At 61.5% G+C, this 6,116-nt stretch carries 7 protein-coding genes and 2 pseudogenes; 7 read left to right on the top strand and 2 right to left on the bottom strand.

What is annotated here, in order from left to right; genetic code table 11:
* Nucleotides 1–116 precede the first annotated feature (116 nt).
* Together JWR89_RS25680 and JWR89_RS25675 are read left to right on the top strand one after the other, a co-directional pair.
* A complete protein-coding gene (locus JWR89_RS25680; RefSeq protein WP_299721017.1) occupies nucleotides 117–1,364 on the top strand; it encodes a DUF763 domain-containing protein in 1,248 nt (415 codons plus the stop codon).
* A pseudogene (locus tag JWR89_RS25675) lies at nucleotides 1,361–2,050 on the top strand (alpha/beta family hydrolase). The gene JWR89_RS25680 and the pseudogene JWR89_RS25675 overlap by 4 nt, the downstream one beginning before the upstream one ends.
* Nucleotides 2,051–2,096: 46 nt before the next feature.
* On the opposite strand, the gene JWR89_RS25670 reads toward JWR89_RS25675, so the two are convergent.
* Together JWR89_RS25670 and JWR89_RS25665 are read right to left on the bottom strand one after the other, a co-directional pair.
* Nucleotides 2,097–2,321 (bottom strand): ribbon-helix-helix domain-containing protein, encoded by a 225-nt coding sequence (locus tag JWR89_RS25670; protein WP_299721016.1) that lies wholly within the window; start codon nucleotides 2,319–2,321, stop codon nucleotides 2,097–2,099.
* Nucleotides 2,322–2,346: 25 nt separating this feature from the next.
* Complete coding sequence (locus tag JWR89_RS25665; protein ID WP_299721015.1) at nucleotides 2,347–2,652, bottom strand: ribbon-helix-helix domain-containing protein; 306 nt, start codon at nucleotides 2,650–2,652, stop codon at nucleotides 2,347–2,349.
* 210 nt (nucleotides 2,653–2,862) lie between these two features.
* Here JWR89_RS25665 and JWR89_RS25660 point away from each other — a divergent pair, with 210 nt between their 5' ends.
* The 5 genes and pseudogenes from JWR89_RS25660 to JWR89_RS25640 form a co-directional block, all read left to right on the top strand.
* A complete protein-coding gene (locus tag JWR89_RS25660) occupies nucleotides 2,863–3,285 on the top strand; it encodes a hypothetical protein (protein ID WP_299721014.1) in 423 nt (140 codons plus the stop codon).
* Between the two features lie 64 nt (nucleotides 3,286–3,349).
* Nucleotides 3,350–3,679, top strand: coding sequence for a DUF1810 family protein (locus JWR89_RS25655; RefSeq protein WP_366143015.1), 330 nt, complete (start codon nucleotides 3,350–3,352; stop codon nucleotides 3,677–3,679).
* Between the two features lie 351 nt (nucleotides 3,680–4,030).
* Nucleotides 4,031–4,249 (top strand): hypothetical protein, encoded by a 219-nt coding sequence (locus JWR89_RS25650; RefSeq protein ID WP_299721013.1) that lies wholly within the window; start codon nucleotides 4,031–4,033, stop codon nucleotides 4,247–4,249.
* A 922-nt stretch (nucleotides 4,250–5,171) separates the two neighbouring features.
* Nucleotides 5,172–5,423, top strand: a complete 252-nt coding sequence (locus tag JWR89_RS25645) for a hypothetical protein (protein WP_299721012.1) — start codon at nucleotides 5,172–5,174, stop codon at nucleotides 5,421–5,423.
* 565 nt (nucleotides 5,424–5,988) lie between these two features.
* Nucleotides 5,989–6,116, top strand: a pseudogene (locus tag JWR89_RS25640) (cupin domain-containing protein); the annotation flags it as partial.

Genomic DNA, 6,116 nt, shown 5'->3' with positions numbered 1-6,116 from the left:
AGCTAAGATATCGCGGCTGACAAGGGAGATCGGCAGCGGCTGGCGGGTGGGCGGGATTGGCAAATTGGCATCCAGTTCATAGGTTGCAGGATGTTTTCCGGACAGAACCTGAGCAGATGACCCGCCGCAGCGGCAGCGCGGACCTTCCCCTCCAAGTCGGTCGCGTGCCGCAATGGCTGGCGGACAGGATGTCGTCGCTGGGAGCTGTCGTTTGCCAGGCCATCGTCCACCACTATGGCCGCGAGGAGTTGCTGGCGCGGCTCGCCCATCCGTTCTGGTTCCAGTCGTTCGGCGCGGTCATGGGCATGGACTGGCACTCCTCTGGCATCACGACGAGCGTCATCGGCGCCCTGAAGCGCGGGCTGGCGCCGCTGGGCAACGAACTCGGCATCCATGTCTGCGGCGGGCGCGGCAAGCATTCGCGCCGCACGCCGGATGAGTTGATGGCGCTCGGCGACCGCGTCGGTTTCGATGGCTACGCACTTACCCGCGCCAGCCGCCTTGTCGCCAAGGTCGACAGTGCCGCCGTGCAGGACGGCTTCGACCTCTACCTGCACGGCTTCTTCGTCACCGACGACGGCAAATGGACGGTCGTCCAGCAGGGCATGAACGGGGACAAGCGGCAGGCACGCCGCTATCACTGGCATTCGGAAAGCCTCGCCAGCTTCGTGGAGGCGCCGCACAGCGCGATCGATGGACCGGTGCAGGGTCAGATCGTCAATCTGACCGATAAGCGCGCGGCGCCCTCCCGAGACGCCCAGCTCGAACTGCTTGTGGACCTCGGGCCTGACAGCATCGTCCGCGAATACATGTCGATGACCACGGAGCCGGCCGCCCAGGGCATGCTGCCGCATCTGATCATGCCCGCGCATCACGACGTGCGGTCGAGCGACGTGTTCACGCGCCGATTGCACGGCACGCTGGCCGCGGCAGCCGAGCGCGGACCAATCGACTTTCCGGAATTGCTGCTGACACCTGGCGTCGGCGCGCGCACCGTGCAGTCGCTGGCGATGGTCGCCGAGGTCGTGCACGGCGCGCCTTATCGCTTCGCGGATCCCGCCCGGTTCTCGTTGGCGCACGGCGGCAAGGACCGCCACCCGTACCCCGTCCCCATCAAGGTCTATGACGAGACCATCCGGGTGCTGAAGTCGGCCGTGCAAAGCGCGAAGTTAGGCCGCGAAGAGGAACTGCAGACCCTGAAGCGGCTCGACGACCAGGCGCGGCAACTGGAACGGACCGCCAGCGGCCCGTCGTTCGAGGACTTCGTGGGTGCCGAACTGAAGGCCTCCCCCGCGCTGGGTGGGCGGTCGGTGTTCGGTTGGGAAGAGGACCTGGTCGCAGACCAGAGCCTGCCGGCGAAATGAAGGATCGCCACCCTCCTGCGAAGCCGCTGATCATCGGGAGCAAGACCCCGACGCCCTTGTCGGCAATCCTGATGAAGCCGACCAAGGCGCGCGCGTGTTTCGTGTTCGCTCACGGCGCCGGCGCCGGTATGACGCATCCATTCATGGAGCAGGTCGCGATTGCTCTGTACGAGCGCGGCATCGCCACTCTGCGCTATCAGTTTCCGTTCATGCAAAAGGGCAGCAAGCGACCGGACCGGCCGGCAATCGCGCAAGCCGCCGTCCGCGCCGCCGTGGCGGAAGCGCGCAAGCGGTGCCGCGGACTTCCGCTGGTAGCGGGGGGCAAATCGTTCGGCGGCCGCATGACGGCCGAGGCGCAGGCCATCGAGCCGCTCGACGGCGTCCAAGGCCTCCCATTTCTGGGATTTCCGCTGCATCCATCGGGGAAGCCGTCCGTCGCCAGAGCAGATCACCTGTCAAAGATCAGGATCCCGATGCTCTTCGTTTAGGGGACCCGCGACAAGTTCGCCGAGACCGCCTTTCTCGCGGGCGCGACGACAGGCCTAGGCGGAAAAGCTACCGTGCACCTGGTAGACCAAGCTGATCATGCGTTTCACGTTCCTGTCCGCACTGGACGGACCGACAGCGACGTCGTGGCTGAGATTGCCGACGCTATCGCCACTTGGAGCGCGCGCATCTCGACGTAACGACGTCTCCCGCAATTGTGCAGATCAATCGCCGCAGGCGCATCCACTAGTTCGCGGATCGCTTTTGGTAGAATTCGAGCACGTACAGCCTGAGTGCCGACGACAGGTTGCCTTGCTGCCGGTTCTTGTCGATCTCCGCGACGAGTTCGGACAGCGTCATGCTTCGTCCGGCCGCGATTTCCTTCATGCCGGTCCAAAACCCTTCTTCGAGGCTGACGCTCGTCTTGTGGCCATTCACCATGACCGACCGCTTCACGACGGGCGATTTCATCGCACCTCCAGGTTTGGTTTCTTCCCTAATGAATCTGACGCTTTTGCGTCATCCTATACGGCACACCGTCCTCGGCAACTGCGGGGGCCGAATCCTTGGTTGTCAGCAGACCGAAGTGCTGCCGGTAATGCGTTAGGACGAACACCCGCAGCACGGCGGAGAGGTCATCCTTCGCCGTATCGCCGACGACCTGCGCCACCAAGTGATCGAGAGTGGTCCCGCGCTGCACCGCAATCTGTTCGATGCAGTCCCAAAAATCGTTCTCGAGGCTCACGCACGCCTTGCGTCCATCCAGTTCAACGCATCGCCGCTCTTCAGATTGTCGATCCATGTCGGCCCATTCCCGGTTTAGACGGCAGACTACACATGGCCGACGAAACTTGGAGGTATCGGGGAGTGACCCGAAATCATGGGACGGCTGCTGTCCGGTCGCCGACTTTAACGGCTAACTATCGTTGGACATCACCCGGCGCGCTCGCATACCTTTCATCTTCCGACCGGGACGGTGAGATTTCGGCGGATGCGGAGGCGGAGTGTACGCGTGTCGTTGCAGGTCGCGATCATGAAGGTACTGTCGGGCCATCCGAACGGATGTGCCGCGCTTGCAGACCTGAACGCCGACTTGGCCGTCCTGAACGCGGTCCCCGATTGGACATCAAGGATGCGGCGCCTCGCTCTTCGCCGGCCCGGTCTCGACATCTTCAGCCAGGGAATGGTCGTCCGTGACAGCAACGGCTGGACGCTTACGGCAGCCGGCTTCCAGGTGCTAAAAAGCCTCGAACAACCCGCGACCGCCGAGCCTCCGACAGAAGCAGTTCCACTGGTTTCAATCCCAGCCATCGTCGAGCCTTCGGCCGAAGCGATTCCACTGCCGCGCACCCGTTCACCGAAGCGCGTCGCTGCCTGTCGCATGCGGACGGTACCGCGACGGCGCGGAGCTCACGGCCTCGACCGCTCGGCGTAGACGGTTCGGCGTCGAATGCTAAAAATCGCATGTCTGTTTTCTGACACCCGTTTCGGTGCACGTCATGTCGCAATGTTCCGATAGTTTCGACCTGCAGCGCTTCTTGTCGGCCCAGCAGCCCGTCTACGGGACCGCCCTCGCCGAACTGATGGCAGGCGCGAAGCGGACGCACTGGACGTGGTTCATCTTCCCTCAGGTCGAGGGACTGGGCCACAGTGCGATGGCGCAACATTTCGCCATCCGCTCGATGGACGAGGTGGTCGCTTACCTCGTCCATCCCCTCCTCGGTACGCGGCTTGCCGAGTGCACGCGCGCGATGCTGAGCGTCGCAGGGTCCGCGCACGCGATCCTCGGCTCTCCGGACTATGACGCTCTTCGATTTGGCCAACGCTGACCTTGCCGTCACCAGGGACAGCGCGAGCAACGCGCCGTCCATGCCGAGCATCTTCTCCGACTATCCGGTGCTGATCGAGCGCAACGCCCACGGCGCCGGTGAACTCCCAATCGCTCGGTGGCGCATGCCCTTGTCGTCCAAGGCGCTGTTCAACTTATCAACAAGCCAAGCTCGAGGCCGGGGCGGCGGTCAAGATGGAGCCCTTCCAGAACTCCTATATCATGCGCACGCGATCCCTGAGTTGCTTAAAAATCCATCGCCCACGGGTTGCCAGAGCGCTTGCCGACCGTGCGGCCTTACGGTTGACTAACGCGTGTTCACACCTGCAGTAAAGCGGGCGGGAGAACTGCCATGCTCGAAGTGCTGGTCGGCATCTCTTTGACTTTCATCATCTTCGAATTCGCCGACGAATGGCATCAGCGCCGTCAGAGTAAACGGCGTCTCGCTGCTTTGAGGCAGCATTCGTCCGCAATGCGACGGCCGTGGGACACGCTGCGGGGACGCTGGGCGGACGCCCCAGCCGAGGAGCCGTCAAAGTCACTGCAAGCCCCTAGCGACCCGGGCCCCTAATTTGCAGCGAGCCAAGTCCTGTCGAAAATCGCTCGCTTGAACCCGATCCTCGCCTCCCGCAACGGCCCGCTGGACGACGCGTGGCTCGAATGGAGCTTCGGCTTCGACCCGGCGCTGCGGCGAAAGCGCTGCGAACGCCGCCTCTCCCGAGCGCAGAAAACCGATGCACGCCGCCGGACTAGCCGAGGCCGTGCAACGCGTGCATCAAACAATCAGGGACACATCTCTAGCGGAGCATCCCGGAACGCTGCTAGTCGCCACGCCTTGGGTATTTCGGTATTTTGACCGCCACGCCTTGCTGATAGCTGTCCCGGTCCTTCCTGCGCGCACGTCGAACCATCTGCCAAGAGCCGGTACGTGCACTTCGAACTGCTCCGACTCTCACCGCCACCTCCCTCGACGGGTAGGCCGCGATCCAGCTCAGATCTTCACTGTCTGGCTACTGCGCGTATCCTACCCGGCGAACCCGTAGCCCTCAGCACCACGCAAAACGGCGCACGCAAGCCGAGCCTCGATGCCACCGGCACACGCTCAGGCAGTTCTTGGGTTGCTGCTTATCAGGATAAAGCCAGAGATGAGATTGCCGAATGTTGTGTGATCATAACGACGAAGCGGACCTGATCTAAGACTGCGAGCTGCCCCCATTCTTGCGGTGATCGACGCGCACAACGTTGGGCGGGGCTTCATCCTCTTCTTTCGAAATGAAACCCGGATCAGGCGTGGAAGTGTCGCTGACTATTCCGTACGAGCTACGACGTGAGGGTTTGCGCCTTTATGAAGAATTGAGGTCGGCGGCTGGATCTGACGTTGATGCAATTCCCTGGATTCCAGCTCCTATGTTACTTTCCGGACATTGCCCAAGCGGACAATCACGTGCTACGGAGGAATCAGCGGATATTGCCCGCTAACATAGGAGGCCAGGTTGGTTTCTTTCGATCATTTTCAACATGAATTACACAAGCAGTTCTATCAGGCCTCAAAGCGAGGCGACAAGTCGATCGTCATCACCGCAGCGGATTTGAGCCTCGCTGTTGGTGCGAAACCGGGCTTCATGGAGTCTTGCTTCGAAGCTCTACAAACCGAGATCAAACCCGGCGACGACGTTCTGATCGAGCCCAACGGCGGAAAAGGCCTTGCAATTCGGTTCACTCTACCAAGACCAGCGGAAGACTAGACGACAGCGCGAGCCGATGCGCCTTCATAACCTCTCGACTTTGAATGAATATCGGTAGATGACCTTCCCGGTGGTCTAACACTTCGAGCCGCCAATCGAGATCGGGCTCGATCCGACTAAACATGGCTCGGAGCAGTTCGCAGGTAGTCATGGCCCCTTCGTGCCAGACCTCTTCTCGATCGTCGAAAGCTACAGCATCGGACTCGTAAAGTTCGGACTCGCTTCGAGAATGTCCAGTCGTCCAAGCTGGTTGCCTTAAAGCGTGAAAATCTAGCTAGTGCGACGAAAGATCGACAGCCTCTGGATATTTCCCGGCGGCAGGGCCCGATCGCCGACCCGATCGTTCTGCAGCCGTTCCGAGCAATGACGCGTGAGGTATGAGGCGTCTCGCTTTGCGCAGTGCATTTACCAATTGAGGGCGCTCCTTGCCTTCGATTATGCCAAAGAATGTCGTGCGGATCTATGCCCTGTACTCGCGGTGAAATGAACCATTCTAAGAAATGCGATCCGAGTTGCTTGACCTAGAAACAGTTCGATATTCATGCGACGCTGGACACCTACGTCTTTCATCCCGCCCGGTGTACCACACGACATCGCCAACGCTAGCGATGAGCCGGCGCGGATGATCATGACCGTGTCGCCTCCCGGCCACGAACATTACTTCGAGGAGTTGGTGAAACTGGCTGCCCGCGG

Source organism: Tardiphaga sp. (genome assembly GCF_028290785.1).
Lineage (GTDB): Bacteria > Pseudomonadota > Alphaproteobacteria > Rhizobiales > Xanthobacteraceae > Tardiphaga.
This window is presented reverse-complemented; position numbering and strand designations above follow the sequence as displayed.